Source organism: Glutamicibacter sp. 2E12, assembly GCF_050030965.1.
GTDB lineage: Bacteria > Actinomycetota > Actinomycetes > Actinomycetales > Micrococcaceae > Glutamicibacter.
The window spans coordinates 2,166,817-2,181,260 of record NZ_CP188297.1 but is presented as its reverse complement, the minus strand read 5'-3'; the positions used below and the strand labels follow the sequence as shown (position 1 = coordinate 2,181,260).

The following is a 14,444-nucleotide window of genomic DNA, read 5'->3' as shown; positions in this document are numbered from 1 at the left end:
CCCGCAGTGCATATTTCCGGTCGATGGCAGATCATTCTGCTGTGTTGCGGTGTCTGAATTTGTTCTCAATTATCTAAACGATAGAATATAAATTACCGTCACACCATCGAGGAGATCATGTTCCCCACTATTCTTGCGGTCATTTGCGCCGTCGTAGGATTGCTCGTCATGCTTGCCAGCAAATCCATGAAGCCAGAAAACAAGAACCGCTCTTCCACGCGCTTCACCGGAATCAGCATCTTCATCGTCTCGCTGATCGTGCTGGCCATCATGTCAACCACCATCGTGCAGCCACGCACTGTAGGCGTGAAGGTCGCGCTGGGCAAGCCGACCTCCGTGGTGAGCAACGGCTTCCACCTGAAGTGGCCATGGGAAAAGGTCGAGAAGCTGGATGGCTCGGTGCAGAACGACGTCTACTCCGCCAGCAGCGCCATCCCGGTTCGCCTGGGCAACAACGGCCGAGCCGACGTTGACGCCTCGATCCAGTGGCAGCTGAAGACCGACGATGCGATGGACGTGTTCCTGGATTACCGCACCTTCGAGGGCATCCAGTCCAACCTCGTCGACCGCAACTTCCGCGCCGCATTGAACGAGGTCATGGCCACCTATGATCCGCTGGAATACGGCGAACCGGCCAGCGGCGGCCAGGACTTGGAGGGCCTGGCGAAGTCCGTCCAGGAAAAGATGCAGGCCAAGGTCAAGACCCAGATCGAGATCCGCTCGGTTACCTTGCCGATCATCAATTTCGACGAGCCGACGCAGAACCGCATCAATGAACTGCAGGCGGAAACCGCCAAGACCCGCGTGGCCCAGCAGCGCAAGCAGACCAGCACCGCTGAAGCCGAAGCCAACAAGATCCTGGAACGCTCGCTGACTCCGGAAACCCTGACGTCCAAGTGCCTGGATATCGTCGCCGAATCCGGCCAGAGCCCTATCGGCTGCTTCCCGAATTCTGGGGTCCAGCCCATCACCATGACCGGTGATAAGCAGAAGGACTCCAACCAGTAGCAGCCTTCACGCCAAACGCCCCAGTTCACGCTTGTGAACTGGGGCGTTTTGCTCTTCGGATTCGGAGTTGCCGCTAGCCCTGCGGCATCGGACGGTCACCGGCGTGGCCTGGCTGCTCCGAGATGACCTGGATTTCCAGGCCCTTCGAGTCGTACAGCTTGCCATCGATCAGGCGGTCGCCGTCTTCAAGGCCGGCCAGCTGGTACTTGTAAACGGTGCGCAGCGACGTTTCCTTCTTGCCCCAGTTCAGCTCGTTGAAGATGATGTTCAGCAGCACCGCCATGATGGTGGCCGAGGAGATGCTCGACTGGAAGATGGTGCCAACCCAGGCAGGGAATTCGGCGTAGAAGTCGGGCTTCACCATGGGAATGCAGCCGAAGGCCAGCGAGGTCGCGATGATCAGCATGTTCATGTTGTCATCCTTGGCCTTGGCCAAGGTGCGGATGCCTGCGGCCGCTACCGAGCCGAACAGCACCACGCCGGCGCCGCCCAGCACCGGGGAGGGGATGGAGGCGACCACGCGGCCAAGCACTGGCAGCAGGCCGAGGACCACCAGGATGCCGCCGCCGGCGGCCACCACGAAGCGGCTCTTCACACCGGTAATGGCCACCAGCCCGACGTTCTGCGCGAAGGCGGACTGGGTGAAGGTGTTGAAGATCGGGGCGACGGTGGAGGAGAGCATGTCGGCGCGCAGGCCGTTGGCGATGCGCCGCGAATCCACCTTGGATCCGGTCACTTCGGCCACGGCGAGCATGTCTGCGGTGGTTTCGGTATAGGTCACCAGGATGACGATCATCATCGAGATGATGGCACCGATCTCGAAGACCGGGGCGCCGAAGGCGAACGGCGTGGGAACCGCGAAAATGTCGCCGGTGAGCACCTGCGAGAAATCAGCCATGCCCATGAACACGGCCACCAGGGTGCCCAGGGCAATGGACAGCAGGATCGACAGGCGCGAGAGCGCAGGGATGCCGGACTTGGACAGCGCCAGCAGGATCAGCAGGGTAATGGCGGCCAGCGCGATGTTCTTGATCGAGCCATAGGAATCCCCTGCGCCCGCCCCGCCCATGGCCCAGTCGGCGGTGACCGGGAAGAGCGAGACGCCGATAATCGTGATCACCACGCCGGTGACCACCGGCGGGAAGAAGCGCAGCAGCTTGGCGAAGAACGGGGCGATGACAATGCCTATGGCCCCCGAGGCGAGCACCGCGCCGAAGACTGCCGGCATGCCTCCCCCGCCGTTGAGGATGGCGATCATGGTGGCCACGCCGGAGAAGGAAGTGCCCTGGACCAGCGGCAGCTGGGCGCCGAAGAATGGCACGCCCAGGGTTTGCAGGATGGTGGCCAGGCCGCCGATGAACAGGCAGCTGGCGACGAGCACGCCCATTTCGGCCGTGTCCATTCCCGCAGCCCCGCCCATCACCAGCGGCGGGGCAATGATGCCGCCGTACATGGTCAGCACATGCTGGAAACCGTAGGCCACGGTTTTCGGCGCGGGCAGGCGTTCGTCTTCGGGTCTGATGCTCTCAGCGGATTGGCTGCGGGCAGCACTCATGGGGAGTTTCCTCTTCGGTGGACTGCGGATTGGCGCACCCCATGCGTTCGGGATGCGCCCCGCCGTCAATTCTCCCGCACAAGCCCGCCAGGTTGACAGCTGGTGAACCCCAAATGGCTGCGAGGTGCATTACGTCAAGCGCTTAGCACTGCTCCAGTTCAGCTATCCAGCGTGCGTCCGGGCTGCTGGGTGTGCTCGACGAAACGCACCATCATCGCCTTGAAACCCGGGGTATTGGACTCGCGGGCCACCAGATCGCGGTGCACCAGCGCGTTGGCCTCCGGGTAGTAGGCCGCCACGCAGCCCTTGGCCGTCGGGTAGGACACCAGGCGGAAACGGTTGGCGCGGCGCTCGGAGCCGGCGAAGGTGGAGATCACGTCCACCAGGTCGCGGTCGCTGTACCCGGTCTCGGCCAGGTCCTCCGGGTTAATCAGGATGACCCGGCGGCCATCCTTGATCCCGCGGTAGCGGTCATCGAGCCCGTAGAAGGTGGTGTTGTACTGGTCGTGGCTGCGCATGGTCTGCAGGATCAGGTGGCCTTCGGGGGCTTCCAAGGCCTCGAACTCGGAGACGGTGAAGCGGCCCTTGCCGATGTCCGTGGCAAAGGAGCGGGTATCGCGCGGCGGATTGGGCAGCACGAAGCCGTTCTTTTCCCGCACCCGGGTGTTGAAGTCCTCGAAGCCGGGCAGCACCTTCTCGATGTGGTCGCGGATCACGTCGTAGTCCTCGGCCATGGCACGCCAGTTGACCGGGTGCCCATCGCCCAGGATGGCCTGGGCCATGCGGGCAACGATGACCGGTTCGGCCAGCAGGTGCTCGGAGACCGGGGTGAGCCGGCCGCGGGTGGACTTGATCACCGACATGGAGTCCTCCACAGAAAGGAACTGCGCACCGGTGGGGTGCTTGTCGTCCTTGTCGGTGCGGCCCAGGGTCGGCAGGATCAGCGAGGTCTTGCCGTGCACCACATGCGAGCGGTTGGGCTTGGTGGAGATGTGCACGGTCAGCTTGGCACGCTGCATGCCCGCCTCCAGCGCTTCGGTGTCCGAGTTGGCCAGGGCGAAGTTGCCGCCCATGGAGACGAATACGTCCACTTCGTCCTTCTCGAAGGCATGCAGGGCCTCGGTGGAATCGTAGCCGTGGGCGCGCGGGGATTCGATGCCGAATTCGGCGTCCAGCGCTTCGAGCAGCTGCTCGCCGGGCTTCTCCCAGATGCCCATGGTGCGATCGCCCTGCACATTGGAGTGCCCGCGCACCGGGCAGGCGCCAGCACCTGGCTTGCCGAAGTTGCCCTGCAAAAGCAGCAGGTTGATGATTTCCTTCAGCGTCGGCACCGAGTGCGGCTGCTGGGTCAGGCCCAGCGCCCAGCAGATGATGGTGGCCTTGGACTTGGCCAGCAGCATCGCGATCTCGGTGATCTGGGTGCGGGTCAGTCCGGTGGCCTCCTCGGTAGCTTCCCAGTCCAAGGTGGCGCGCGCGGCCTGGTAGGCCTCGAACCCGTCGGTGACCGCGGCGATGAACTCGTGGTCCACCACGGTGCCCGGATGCTTCTTCTCTTCTTCGAGCAGCAGGTGGCCGAAGGCCTGGAACAGGGCCAGGTCGCCACCGACCTTGATCTGCAGGAAGTCGCTGGAAATCGGGTCGGCCTTGCCCAGCATGCCGCCCACGGTCTGCGGGTCCTTGAACCCGAAGAAGCCTGCCTCCGGCAGCGGGTTCACGGCAACGATGCGGGCGCCGCGCTTGCGCGCATCGGCCAGCGCGGAGAGCATGCGTGGATGGTTGGTGCCGGGGTTCTGGCCCACCACGAAGATCAGGTCCGCATGATCGAAGTCTTCCAATGACACGGTGCCCTTGCCGATGCCGATGGTCGGGTTCAGTGCGCTGCCCGAGGATTCGTGGCACATGTTCGAGCAGTCGGGCAGGTTGTTGGTGCCCAGCGAGCGGGCGAGCAGCTGGTACATGAACGCGGTCTCGTTCGCGGTGCGCCCGGAGGTGTAGAACACGCACTTGTCCGGGGTGGTCGCGTTCACGTGCTCGGCGATGGTCGAGAAGGCCTGCGCCCAACTGATCGGGGAGTAGTGGGTCTCCCCCTCGCGAATGATCATCGGAGCGGTGATCCGGCCCTGCGAGCCCAGCCAGTATTCGGTCTTGTCGCGCAGGTCCTCGATGGAGTGCTGCGCAAACCACTCCGGGGTGACGGTGCGGGCGCTGGCTTCCTCGGCGATGGCCTTGGCGCCGTTCTCGCAGAACTCGGCGGGCTTGCGCTTGCCGGTGATGGATTCAGGCCACGCGCAGCCCGGGCAGTCGAAGCCGTCGTGCTGGTTGACGCGCAGCATCGAACGCAGGGTACGCGACGGGCCGGCTTCGGCGAAGCCGCGCTCCATGGATACCATCACGGCCTTCAAGCCGGCGGCGGCGTGCTTGGGTTCGCTGACCTTCAGTTCATCTTCGTTGATGTCCTTTTTGGGTGCCGAACGATGCATGAGACCCTCCTATTGGTAGCGCGGCCGGTACTGATATCCAGCTCACATATTACAAGGCTACGCCCTGATCACCCGATCCGCATGTGTATAAATGTTCACGCTGTGCCTGCGGGAAAAAGCGGCCAGCGTCAGACCCGATTCCTCGGCCAGGTCAGCGGCCAGCGACGAGGGCGCGCTGACCGCTGCGAGCACCGGAATTCCGGCCATCGCGGCCTTCTGCACCAGTTCGAAGGAGGCGCGTCCGGAGACCTGCAGGACGGTGTCGCCCAGTGGCAGCAACCCGTCGCGCAGGGCCGCTCCGATGACCTTGTCCACCGCATTATGACGCCCGACGTCTTCGCGCAGGATCAGCAATTCCCCGGCGGTGGAGAACAATCCGGCCGCGTGCACTCCCCCGGTGGCGGAGAACAGCTGCTGCGATTCGCGCAAGGTGTCAGGCAGGCCCAGCAGCGTTTCCAGCCCAACCCGCCCCGATTCAGGGGAGGGTGCGAAGGCGGCTTTCTTGCGCACTTCGTCAATGGAGTTGGTGCCGCAGATCCCGCAGGCTGAACTGGTGACCACATTGCGGGCAGCCAGGAGATCAGGATGCTTCGCCCCCGCGCCCAGCTGCACCTCGATGACGTTATAGGTCTGGTTGCCTGCTTCATCGGTGCCGGCGCAGTAGCGCAGGGAGGCCAGATGCTCGGGCGCGGAAATGATTCCCTCGCCCACCAGGAATCCGGTGACCATGTCGAAGTCGTCGCCCGGGGTGCGCATGGAGGTGGTGTAGGAGGTATGGCCGAAGCGGATCTCCAGCGGCTCCTCGCCAGCCAGCTTCTCCTCGCGGACGCGGGAGCCCTCCAGCGTTGCCCTGACCACGCGGCGGCGCACGATCTTGCGACCCATTTAAACGCTCCTTGTGCTACATCTTGCGGCTTCCGCCGCTTGCCGCATACTGCTAGAGGACACTCTACGTTTACAGACCCCGGCTCGGCCAACCCCCATGCTGGATTGAGGCAAATCCAAGGCTCCACCGGGGCCGCAATTCGCTGGGCCCAACTATTTCGCGGTGCTGCCTAGCCTGCTTCGTTGCCGTCTCCACTCGGCGCTGCAGCTTCCAGCAAAGGTGCCTGCAGGCGCGTGTCGCAGCGCAGCTCCCTCATAAGCGACATCCCCAGCAGCGTCACAATCACCGTGAACGGCACCGCCGAGAGGATGGCTGCCTGTTGCAGGGCCTCGAGCCCGCCCACCAGCAGCAACACGATCGCGCAGACGCCGGTGAGAAGTCCCCAGACCACTAGGACCGGCCTCTTGGGGTACATATTTCCGCCGGAGGTCAGCGTGCCCAGAACATAGGTATTGGAATCCGCGCCGGTAATGAAGAACAGCACCACGAGAATTACTGTGAATGCCGAGGTCACTTCCGGTATCGGCAGTTCGGCCAGCATCGCGAAGAAGGTGCTGTTGGTGTCTTCCAACGTTGCCTGGCCGATCCCAGAGCTGCCGGTCATCTCCTGGTGGATCGAGGTGCCACCGAAAATGCTGAACCAGATGCTGAAGACCAGAGACGGGACACCCATCACCGCAATAACGAATTCGCGAATGGTCCGGCCCTTGGAAATCCGCGCCAGGAAGATGCCGACGAAGGCGCCCCAGCTCAACCACCAGGCCATCATGAAGTACGTCCACCATTGCATCCACTGCAAGTCTTCGGCTCCAGAGGGAGTCAGCAGCGCCACGGCCGGGAACTCGCCCAGGAACTGCCCCATGGAACGGAAATAGATGTTGGAAATAAATCCGGTGGGACCGGAAACCAGGACGAAAACCCCGATGGCGGCGGCACCGATCATGGTGCCCTGGCTGAGCCATTTGATGCCCTTGCCAACGCCGGAAAGCGCCGAGAGAGTGAATACGATGGTAACGCCTGCAATGATCACGATCTTGACGAACAGATCCGTGGGAATCCCGAACAGGCTGTTCAGCCCCTCGGCGATTTGCGAAGCGCCCAAGCCCAGGGAAGTGGTCGTGCCGAAGAGGGTGGCCAGCACGGTGAACACGTCAATGGTCTTCCCGAGCCATCCGTCCATGGATTTTCCAAGAACTGGCCTGAGCATCACCGAGACGAGTCCCGAGTTGCCCCGGCGGTGCGTCGAGTAGGCAATGGCCAGGCCGAACACGCCGAACAAGGCCCAGGCGTTCGGACCCCAGTCGAAGTACGAGAACTGCAAGGCCAGCACTGCCGCATCCATGCTTTCCGGCTCCGCCCGTCCGTGCGGAGGGACCATGAAGTGGCTCATGGGTTCGGCCGCGCCATAGCTGATCAACCCGATGCCCATCACGGCACCGAGAATCATCGCGATCCAGGCCCATGTGGAGAACTCGGGCCGGTCCGCGTCCTTGCCCAGCCTGATGCCTCCGTAGCGCGAAAAGGCCAGGAACAGCATCAGCACGATGCAGCCGAGAGTCACCAACAGGTAGCTCCAGCCAATGTACTGCGCTGACCAGGTGGATGCCCCGGACATCAGTTCATTGAGCCGGCCCGGTGCAATAGCCGCCCAGAGCACGAACACCACGACCAGCGCCAGCGAAACGAAAAGGACACTGCCCGGACGCTGGAGTTGCTTGTAGACCTGTTTCGATTCGTTCTTGTCCGCGGCCCGGCGCAATTTGCCGCCGGTGAGCGTGGGCCCTCCGCGTGGCCCCTTGCCCTGCTTTTCGTTGGTTTCGGTTTTCATGGCTCTCACACTTCGTTGTATTGGAGGAATCTGCCGACGCCGGGCTATAGCGCGGTCAGTTCGGCGCCGTCGTAGAACCGGCCGGCCTTGTAGACCATCGGCTCAAGCTGGGCGACTTCGGAATGCTTTACCTTGGCGATGAACACGGTATGGGTCTTGGCTTGGAAGCGCTCCTTGATTTCTGCTTCGATGGAAGCGGCCGAGCCATCGATCAGCGGGCTGCCGTTCGGCCCCTGATGCCATTCGAGCTCGGCGAACTTGTCATCACCCTTGGAAGCGAAGGTGCCCACGGTGTCGCGCTGCCCGTTGCTCATGATGTTGATGCCCAGATGGGTGGACTTGAACAGCGATGCATAGGTGCTGGTGGTCTTCTGCACGCACACCAGCACCAGAGGCGGCTCGAGCGAAACTGACACATATGAATTTGCGGCTAGCCCGCGAGGCTTGCCATGTTCATCCATGGTGGTCACGACAGTCACGCCGGTAATGAATTGGCGGTTGAACCCCTTGAGCGCATCGAGATTCGGCACGCCGCTCAAATCGTCCACTACCACGCCATCATCCGTGGACTCGAAGGCGGACTTGAGCGATGGGACCCCCACGTCTTCGAGCAGCTCGCTCTGGTCCCAAGTCACCTGCTCCGAGATGATTTTCCCGTCCTGGACTTCCATCAGGTTGGAACCGCGGGTTTCCACGGTGTTGCCCGTGGCCGGCACACCCTGCAGATCGTTGGTGAACGTTCCGGTGGTGTGCCAGAAAATCGCGATGGACTGCTCCTGCTCATCCACGAGCAGATGGTCGATTTTTGTCACCAGATCAGGGAAGGCCTCCCGCACGGACAAAATCTCTTGCTTCAGCTCTCGGATGGTGGTGACGTTTTTGGATTTCTTGCTGATTCGCCGGAAGTCCGCGTGGAAGATCTCGTCCAGTGCATCGACCTGGCCCCGATCCCATGCCGCTTCCCAGGCGTTGACGAGTGATTCTTTGACAGGCTGGAGTGAATTTACAATTTGTTGCATGCAAGAAATGCTAGCAAAGGTTGTGACGGAGTCAACATGTTTCAGGAAATTCTCTTAAATTTAGCGGATTCAAGGCGATTCCTTGAATTTCTGTTGCATACAAGAGAATCTATGGATAGAGTTCTTGTATGCAAGAGAGTTCAAGCGTGGAATCAAAAACCAGGAGCACCCCGGAGACGCCGTTGCTGGGCCGGCTCCGTCAAATGATCGTCACTGGAGTTGTTCAACCCGGAGACCTATTGGCAGAGACAGCCCTGGCGCAAGACTTCGAGGTCAGCCGTACTCCAATTCGAGAAGCATTGAAGCAGCTGGAGCGCGAGGGCCTAGTTGAGGTGCGTTCGCGGGTTGGAACATTCGTCAGGAAGCCCACCCAGCGCGAAATTCACGAGATGTTTTCCCTGAAGGAGGCCTTCGAGGGACTAGCCGCTGGCCTGCTGGCCAGACGTGGAGCCGTACCTGAATTGGAGCAGCTCAAGGAAAACGTTGCACGCAGCCAACGGGCCGTCGAGCGCGGCGACGCGGAACTCTATTCGCAACTGGTCCATGAATTCCACAGCACGTTGGTTGCCGGGGCTGACAACAGGAAGCTCACCGAGCACTATGACCTGTTGATGAACCAGCTGGCCTACCATCGCATCGTTTCGCAGACCCTGAGCTTGCCCGGGCGCTTGCAGAATTCGAAGGACGAGCACCAGGCAATCATCGACGCCATCAGCTCCAAAGATCCGTTGGCCGCAGAACTTGTGATGCGCAGGCATGTTGCCGCATCAAGCCAGTCGGCGGCCCTGGCCGCAATGAAAGAAGAAGACGAAGAACAACCGGGTTAGCCCCAAAAAAGCCATGCAAAGGAATACCAGATGAATTCTCCACTGGCCCAGCCGCCTCAGCTCATTGATTTGAGCACCCGATCAACGCTCGAAGACTACCAGGATTTGGCCCAGGCCATTGGTTTGCGCAAAATCTCGTGCACGGTGGAAGAAGTTCCCCACCACGAATTAGGCAGCATCACCCGCGCGACCGCCACCGCAGTCATCCCCAATCCTTGGCTCGGCACTGGAACGTCGCAAGATTTATCCGAGCGGACCGAGGCCATCGCCCCATTGCTCGCCAAGCTGCTGTCGGATCGCCTGCTCAATGCCCTGGGCGGAGCCGAACAAGTTGAAGCTTTCGGCAAGGCCGCATTGGTTGGCAGCGATGGGGAATTGGAGCATGCCGGAGCGCTGATCCACACCCCGTTCTTCGGCAACCTGCTGCGCGAAGCCCTCGGCGGCACCTCGATCATCTGCTTTGTCGACGGCCGCGGCGTTCCTGGTGAATCCCTGCGAGTACCGATGTGGCATAAGACCGCAGCTGCCACCCGAACCCACTACCAGACCCTGGAGCTGTCCTTGCCCGATGCCCCGCATGCTGGCGAGATCGCGGTCATTGCCGCGGCATCAAGCGGCCCCCGGCCACATGCACGCATCGGCGATCGAACCACCGACCGAACGGTCACTTCCGAAATACTGAAGGGAATACAACTATGAACTACCGCAAACTGGTAACCATCGTCGAGGAAATTGCCACAGAGGGCGGACGCCCGGTGGATCCGGTAGCCCGCGTGGTCATTGTCGCCGCCGTATTCGACAACCCGTGGGCAGGGCAAGGATTCGTCGAGGACTTGAACCCGGGAATCGACTCGGTCGCCTCGGACCTCGGAGCGCTGCTGGCACCGCGGGTCATCGAAGCGCTGGGCGCCCCGCTCCAGGCCTATGGCAAGGCTGCAATCGTCGGCCTTGACGGTGAAGTCGAGCACGGCTCGGCCCTGATCCACACTCTGAAATTCGGCAACCACTTCCGCGACGCAGCCAAGGCCACCACCTTGCTGCCGGCCGTGGAAAAGCGCGGACAGGCCGGAGTGCAGTTCGACATCCCGCTCAAGCATTTCACCGATGCCACGATCCGCTCGCACCACCAGAGCGTCGAGGCCAGGATCGCCGATGCTCCGCATCCTGGCGAAATCCTGATCGCCCTGGCCGGCGCAACCCGTGGCCGGCCGCAGGAACGCCTGGCCCCGCTGTCCACCGAACAGTAGCAGAGCGCATCAGCCGGAACGGAGCGAAGCACGCATGACAAGCACGAAGCAGCCATTGGTTGTCCTCCTGCATGGAGTCGGATTGGACCGGACCATGTGGAAGCCGCTGCGCGAGCAGCTGGCGCACCAATCAGTGGCCCTGGACCTGCCTGGGCACGGGTTACGCCCGCCCCTGCGCAGCGAGCAGAATCTGGCGAGCTTGGCCGCCGATGTGCTCGAACGCCTTGAAACTCGCGAGCCTGTGCATCTTGTGGGATTCTCGCTCGGTGCCTTGGTTGCCCAGTACCTTGCGCGCTTCGCTCCCGGGCGCGTGCTGACCTTGTCTGCGGTGAACTCCGTATGCCGGCGCACCGCCGAAGAGTCGACCGCGGTGGAAGAGCGCCTGGCTACCGCCGGCACGAACTTCTCCCAGGGAGTGGACCGCGCCATCGAACGCTGGTTCCCGGCCGCGGCCACCACGGTGGACGCGCAGCTCATCGAGGCTACGCGCCAAACTATGGCGGGCAACGATCTCGAATCCTATCTGCACGCCTACGCGGTTTTCGCCCGCGGTGACCAGGAGATTGCCGGCGAACTCGATGCGATCAAGCAGCCGACACTGGCCATCACCGGCGAGCTGGATCCCGGATCGACCCCGGAAATGTCCCGCCGGCTGGTTGCCGCTGTGCCGCAGGGGCGGCTGCGCATCATCCCCGGAGCACGGCATATGCTTCCGGTCGAGAATCCGCTGGCCTTGGCCGCGGAATTGAACAGTTTTTTCAGCGATAACGAAGGGAAACAGGCATGAGCGAGCGTTACATGCATTTCATCAACGGAGAGCACATCGCTCCCAGCGAAGACCGTTTCTTCACCAGCTCCAACCCGGCAACCCTCGAAGATCTTTACGAGGCCGCGCGCGGCAATGCTGAAGATGTGGACCGTGCTGTCAAAGCCGCCCATAAGGCATTCTCCGCGCCCTCGTGGAGCGCCCTGAGCGCCACCGCCCGTGGACATCTGCTGCGCCGCCTAGGCGATCTAATCGGTGAGAATGCCGAGAAGTTGGCCCGCTACGAATCCTTGGACAACGGCAAGCTGCTGCGCGAAATGCGGGGCCAGCTGGCCACCCTGCCGGAGTACCTCTACTACTATGCCGGGCTGGCCGACAAAGTGCAGGGTTCCCAGATCCCAAGCATGAATCCGGCGATTCTAAACTACACCCAGCGCGAAGCGCTCGGCGTGGTCGGGGCTATCACCCCGTGGAACTCGCCTCTGACTTTGACCACTTCGAAGATCGCCCCTGCGCTGGCTGCCGGGAACACTGTGGTGATCAAGCCCAGCGAATACACCTCGCGCACGGTGCTGCTGCTGGCTGAGCTGGCTGAGCAGGCCGGATTCCCTCCGGGCGTCATCAACGTGGTCACCGGGTTCGGGGCCGAGGCCGGCGCGGCGCTAGTCAGCCACCCACTGCTGGCCAAGATCTCCTTCACTGGTTCTACGGCCACCGGCTCGAAGATCGCCGCCGAGGCGGCCGGCCGCTTCATCGGCTGCACCTTGGAGCTGGGTGGCAAGAGCCCGAACATCGTCTTCGACGACGCCAACGTCGCCAACGCGGCTATGGGCGTGGTGGCCGGCATCTACGCCGCGGCCGGCCAGACCTGCATTGCCGGCAGCCGGGTCTTCGCCCACAAGTCTGTCTACGACGAGCTGCTGGAACGGGTTACCGAACGTGCCAAGTCCATTGTCATCGGAGACCCGCTCTTGGATGCCACCGAGCTAGGCCCGCTGGCGTTCGCCGACCAATTGGAAAAGGTCGCTTCCTATGTGAAGATCGGCGCAGACGAGGGCGCCAAAGTACTGGCCGGCGGCACCCGCCCCGAAGGCCTGGACCTGCCGGGCTACTATTTCTCCCCCACTGTGCTCACCGACGTCAATAACGACATGCGCGTGGTCCGCGAGGAGATCTTCGGCCCGGTGGCTGCGATCATGCCCTTCGAGCACGAAGACGAGCTGCTGTCCATGGCCAATGACACCGAGTACGGGCTGGCCGCCGGCGTGTGGACGCAGAACCTTGCCCGCGCCCATCGCATGGCCCGGAGGCTGGAGGCCGGCACGATCTGGGTGAACACCTACCGCGCGATGTCCCCGATGTCCCCTCGCCAAGGCTTCAAGAACTCGGGCGTCGGCATCGAGCACGGCCTCGAATCCATGAACGAATACACCCGCCTCAAGAGCGTATGGATCAACACGGACGAGTCCCCCGTCGCAGATCCGTTTGTGATGCGCGGCTAAGGAAAGGGAGCCCCATGCCACTGATCGATGTATCCATTGCCAAGGGCCGCAGTTCCCAGCAGCTGCGCGCCCTGATCGACGCCTTGCACCGGGCCGCCGAAGAAACCGTTGATGCGGCCCCCGAAAACATCACGGTCATCGTGCGCGAAGTCGATCATGAGCATTGGTCCCGGACCAATCAAACCATCGCCGAACGCAACAGCACCCAGGCAACTGCCTAAGGGCAGCAGAGCAACGAAAGAAGGACAGATATGCGCTTTTCACTGTTCATCCACATGGAACGCTATGACGACTCGATCAGCCACGCACAGCATTTCGAGAACCTCGTCGAACTGACTCAAATGGCCGAAGCCGGTGGCTTCTCCACAGTCTGGATCGGCGAACACCACTCGATGGAATACACCGTCTCCCCGAACCCGATCCCGCAGCTTGCTTACCTCGCGGCTCGAACCTCCACGATCCGGCTCGGAGCCGGCACCATCATCGCACCATTCTGGAACCCGATCCGAGCAGCCGGCGAACTCGCGCTGCTCGATGTCATCAGCAATGGCCGTGCCGAATTAGGCGTGGCACGCGGTGCCTACCAATTCGAATTCGATCGCATGACCGATGGCATGAAGGCCACCGACGGCGGTGCCTCCATGCAGGAGCTCATCCCCGCAGTCAAGAAGCTGTGGGAGGGAGATTACGCCCACGACGGTGAAGTCTGGCAGTTCCCGACGTCCACCTCGGTGCCCAAGCCAACACAAAAGCAGATCCCTGTCTGGGTTGCCGCCCGCAGCCCCGAGTCGCACGAGTATGCTGTGGCCAACGGGTGCCATGTCATGGTGACTCCGCTGATGAAGGGCGACGAAGAAGTCGAATCATTAGTCCAGAAGTACGAAGCCGCCATCGCTGCCCACCCGGAGGTGAAACAGCGCCCTGACATCATGGTGCTTCGCCACACTTATCTGCACTCCGCCAACGAGCCAGAGGCCTGGCGCCCTGCTGCCGAAGGCATCAACAAGTTCTACCGCACCTTCGATGCGGTCTTCGGCAACAAGGTGGAGCCGGTCAACGGATTCATCGATCCCAGCCCGGAGGAGAAGTTCTCTGAACGCGAGGAGTTCACGCCTGAGTCCCTGCACCGCACCGCAATGATCGGCACGCCGGACGTGGTTGTTGAGCGCCTGCGCCGCTACGAAGATCTGGGCGTCAGCGAATACAGCTTCTGGAGCGACAACGCCCTGAGCCACGAGGAAAAGAAACGCTCGCTGAAGTTGTTCATTGACGAAGTTGTGCCGAATTTCGTGAAGTAGGCTGCGAAGGACCAGCCCGAACCGAGGC

Annotated in this window: 13 protein-coding genes; 8 read left to right on the top strand and 5 right to left on the bottom strand. The window is 62.2% G+C overall.

Going from position 1 to position 14,444, the window contains the following annotated elements:
• Window positions 1-117 precede the first annotated feature (117 nt).
• Window positions 118-1,008, top strand: coding sequence for an SPFH domain-containing protein (locus ACP3TE_RS10270; protein WP_105656190.1), 891 nt, complete (start codon window positions 118-120; stop codon window positions 1,006-1,008).
• 73 nt (window positions 1,009-1,081) lie between these two features.
• Here the strand turns inward: ACP3TE_RS10270 and ACP3TE_RS10265 are convergent, their stop codons facing one another.
• The 5 genes from ACP3TE_RS10265 to ACP3TE_RS10245 form a co-directional block, all read right to left on the bottom strand.
• Window positions 1,082-2,563, bottom strand: coding sequence for a nucleobase:cation symporter-2 family protein (locus tag ACP3TE_RS10265; protein ID WP_105656189.1), 1,482 nt, complete (start codon window positions 2,561-2,563; stop codon window positions 1,082-1,084).
• A gap of 158 nt (window positions 2,564-2,721) precedes the next feature.
• Window positions 2,722-5,043, bottom strand: a complete 2,322-nt coding sequence (locus tag ACP3TE_RS10260; protein ID WP_105656188.1) for an FdhF/YdeP family oxidoreductase — start codon at window positions 5,041-5,043, stop codon at window positions 2,722-2,724.
• A 57-nt stretch (window positions 5,044-5,100) separates the two neighbouring features.
• The gene (gene fdhD / locus ACP3TE_RS10255) at window positions 5,101-5,928 is read right to left on the bottom strand and encodes a formate dehydrogenase accessory sulfurtransferase FdhD (RefSeq protein ID WP_105656187.1); all 828 of its coding nucleotides are present in this window, start codon (window positions 5,926-5,928) and stop codon (window positions 5,101-5,103) included.
• Window positions 5,929-6,098: 170 nt separating this feature from the next.
• The gene (locus ACP3TE_RS10250; RefSeq protein WP_105656186.1) at window positions 6,099-7,757 is read right to left on the bottom strand and encodes a BCCT family transporter; all 1,659 of its coding nucleotides are present in this window, start codon (window positions 7,755-7,757) and stop codon (window positions 6,099-6,101) included.
• 44 nt (window positions 7,758-7,801) lie between these two features.
• Window positions 7,802-8,776 carry a flavin reductase gene (locus ACP3TE_RS10245; protein WP_105656185.1) on the bottom strand — a complete coding sequence of 325 codons (975 nt, stop codon included), beginning with the start codon at window positions 8,774-8,776 and terminating at the stop codon, window positions 7,802-7,804.
• A gap of 146 nt (window positions 8,777-8,922) precedes the next feature.
• Between ACP3TE_RS10245 and ACP3TE_RS10240 the strand changes: the two genes are divergently transcribed.
• Genes ACP3TE_RS10240 through ACP3TE_RS10210 form a run of 7 tightly spaced genes read left to right on the top strand, consistent with a single transcriptional unit; the run spans window position 8,923 to window position 14,416 of the window.
• On the top strand, window positions 8,923-9,603 hold the full coding sequence (locus tag ACP3TE_RS10240) for a GntR family transcriptional regulator (protein ID WP_286134632.1): 681 nt from the start codon (window positions 8,923-8,925) through the stop codon (window positions 9,601-9,603).
• A gap of 30 nt (window positions 9,604-9,633) precedes the next feature.
• Window positions 9,634-10,302 (top strand): amino acid synthesis family protein, encoded by a 669-nt coding sequence (locus ACP3TE_RS10235; RefSeq protein WP_105656183.1) that lies wholly within the window; start codon window positions 9,634-9,636, stop codon window positions 10,300-10,302.
• The gene (locus ACP3TE_RS10230; protein WP_133834116.1) at window positions 10,299-10,850 is read left to right on the top strand and encodes an amino acid synthesis family protein; all 552 of its coding nucleotides are present in this window, start codon (window positions 10,299-10,301) and stop codon (window positions 10,848-10,850) included. Before ACP3TE_RS10235 ends, ACP3TE_RS10230 begins: the two co-directional genes overlap by 4 nt.
• A gap of 34 nt (window positions 10,851-10,884) precedes the next feature.
• A complete protein-coding gene (locus ACP3TE_RS10225) occupies window positions 10,885-11,637 on the top strand; it encodes an alpha/beta fold hydrolase (RefSeq protein WP_133834117.1) in 753 nt (250 codons plus the stop codon).
• Complete coding sequence (locus ACP3TE_RS10220) at window positions 11,634-13,118, top strand: aldehyde dehydrogenase (protein ID WP_133834118.1); 1,485 nt, start codon at window positions 11,634-11,636, stop codon at window positions 13,116-13,118. The genes ACP3TE_RS10225 and ACP3TE_RS10220 overlap by 4 nt, the downstream gene beginning before the upstream one ends.
• A gap of 14 nt (window positions 13,119-13,132) precedes the next feature.
• On the top strand, window positions 13,133-13,339 hold the full coding sequence (locus ACP3TE_RS10215) for a tautomerase family protein (RefSeq protein ID WP_286172207.1): 207 nt from the start codon (window positions 13,133-13,135) through the stop codon (window positions 13,337-13,339).
• 30 nt (window positions 13,340-13,369) lie between these two features.
• The gene (locus tag ACP3TE_RS10210) at window positions 13,370-14,416 is read left to right on the top strand and encodes an LLM class flavin-dependent oxidoreductase (protein WP_133834120.1); all 1,047 of its coding nucleotides are present in this window, start codon (window positions 13,370-13,372) and stop codon (window positions 14,414-14,416) included.
• Window positions 14,417-14,444: the final 28 nt, after the last annotated feature.

Coding starts and splice junctions, on each gene's coding strand:
- ACP3TE_RS10270 (WP_105656190.1), top strand. CDS start 118: ATGTTCCCCACTATTCTTGCGGTCATTTGCGCCGTCGTAGGATTGCTC.
- ACP3TE_RS10265 (WP_105656189.1), bottom strand. CDS start 2,563: ATGAGTGCTGCCCGCAGCCAATCCGCTGAGAGCATCAGACCCGAAGAC.
- ACP3TE_RS10260 (WP_105656188.1), bottom strand. CDS start 5,043: ATGCATCGTTCGGCACCCAAAAAGGACATCAACGAAGATGAACTGAAG.
- fdhD (WP_105656187.1), bottom strand. CDS start 5,928: ATGGGTCGCAAGATCGTGCGCCGCCGCGTGGTCAGGGCAACGCTGGAG.
- ACP3TE_RS10250 (WP_105656186.1), bottom strand. CDS start 7,757: ATGAAAACCGAAACCAACGAAAAGCAGGGCAAGGGGCCACGCGGAGGG.
- ACP3TE_RS10245 (WP_105656185.1), bottom strand. CDS start 8,776: ATGCAACAAATTGTAAATTCACTCCAGCCTGTCAAAGAATCACTCGTC.
- ACP3TE_RS10235 (WP_105656183.1), top strand. CDS start 9,634: ATGAATTCTCCACTGGCCCAGCCGCCTCAGCTCATTGATTTGAGCACC.
- ACP3TE_RS10230 (WP_133834116.1), top strand. CDS start 10,299: ATGAACTACCGCAAACTGGTAACCATCGTCGAGGAAATTGCCACAGAG.
- ACP3TE_RS10225 (WP_133834117.1), top strand. CDS start 10,885: ATGACAAGCACGAAGCAGCCATTGGTTGTCCTCCTGCATGGAGTCGGA.
- ACP3TE_RS10220 (WP_133834118.1), top strand. CDS start 11,634: ATGAGCGAGCGTTACATGCATTTCATCAACGGAGAGCACATCGCTCCC.
- ACP3TE_RS10215 (WP_286172207.1), top strand. CDS start 13,133: ATGCCACTGATCGATGTATCCATTGCCAAGGGCCGCAGTTCCCAGCAG.
- ACP3TE_RS10210 (WP_133834120.1), top strand. CDS start 13,370: ATGCGCTTTTCACTGTTCATCCACATGGAACGCTATGACGACTCGATC.